General features: G+C 68.7%; 1 protein-coding gene. It reads left to right on the top strand.

All coding sequences use genetic code 11. The annotated features are described in order from the left end of the window. Positions 1–65: 65 nt before the first annotated feature. Positions 66–1,136 (top strand): IS30 family transposase, encoded by a 1,071-nt coding sequence (locus ACIA3K_RS31670; protein WP_396805544.1) that lies wholly within the window; start codon positions 66–68, stop codon positions 1,134–1,136. Positions 1,137–1,143 lie beyond the last annotated feature (7 nt).

The raw sequence follows: 1,143 nt of genomic DNA, 5'->3' as shown, positions 1-1,143 counted from the left end.
GGCGGGTTCGACCGGTCCGTGCAAGTGATCGTTGATCACGGTACGGACCGGTCGAAGGAGTTTGGGTGGCGCGAGCGCATGTGTTGACTGCGGGTCATCGGCAGGTGATCGAGCATCTGTGGGGTCAGGGGTCGACGTTGACGCAGATCGCAGCGGCGATCGGGGTGGGACTGTCGTCGGTGTGGCGGGAGGTGCAGCGGGGGAACTCGTCGCGGCATGGGGTGAAGAACCCGCTCGGTCCGGTGCGTGGTGGCTTGTATCGGTGGGGGTATCAGGCTGACTGGGCGCAGCGTAAGGCCGATGCGCGGCGGCGCCGGCCGAAGCCGCGGGTGTTGAGTCAGCCTGGGCCGTTGCGCTCGACGGTGGTGCAATGGCTGGGTGAGCGGTGGTCGCCGCGGCAGATCGTCGCGCGGTTGCGGCGTGAGTTCCCGGATCAGCCGGAGATGAGGGTGTCCCACGAGACGATCTATCAGTCGATCTACCTGCGGGCGCGGGGCAGCCTGCGGGAACTGGTCGATGACGCGTTGCGCAGCCGACGGCAGCAACGTCGTTCACAGTCGCGCGCGGCGCAGGCCGCCCGCCGGGCGATCCGGGGGCGGCCGTGGGTCACCGAGGACGTTCACATCAGTGCCCGGCCTGCCGAGGTGCAGGACCGGGCGGTGCCGGGCCATTGGGAGGGCGACCTGCTGATCGGCCGTAACGGCACCTCAGCGATCGTCACTCTGGTCGAACGCACGACCCGTTACGCGCTGCTCGGCGCCCTGCCCGTGGACCGGACCAGCCCTGAAGTACTGGCCGTGGTCCGCGCCCAGCTCGCCCAGCTGCCCCGACACCTGGCCCGCTCGCTGACCTGGGACCAGGGCGCCGAACTGGCCGAGCACACCACCTTCACGCTGGCCACCGGCTGCGCCGTCTACCTGTGCGATCCGCACAGCCCGTGGCAACGGGGCAGCAACGAGAACACCAACGGCCTGCTCCGTCAATACTTCCCCAAAGGCAAGACCGACTTCCGCACCATCAGCCAGAGCGACCTCGACACCGTCGCAATCCAACTCAACGGCCGCCCCCGCCAGACCCTGGGATGGGACACTCCCGCAGAAGCCCTTGATCGGCTACTGCTTGCACCGACACCCTGAACCCGCC

This window comes from Micromonospora sp. NPDC051543 (assembly GCF_044454415.1).
GTDB lineage: Bacteria > Actinomycetota > Actinomycetes > Mycobacteriales > Micromonosporaceae > Micromonospora.
Note: the sequence above shows the minus strand (reverse complement) of the source record. Positions and strands in the feature narration are given on the sequence as shown.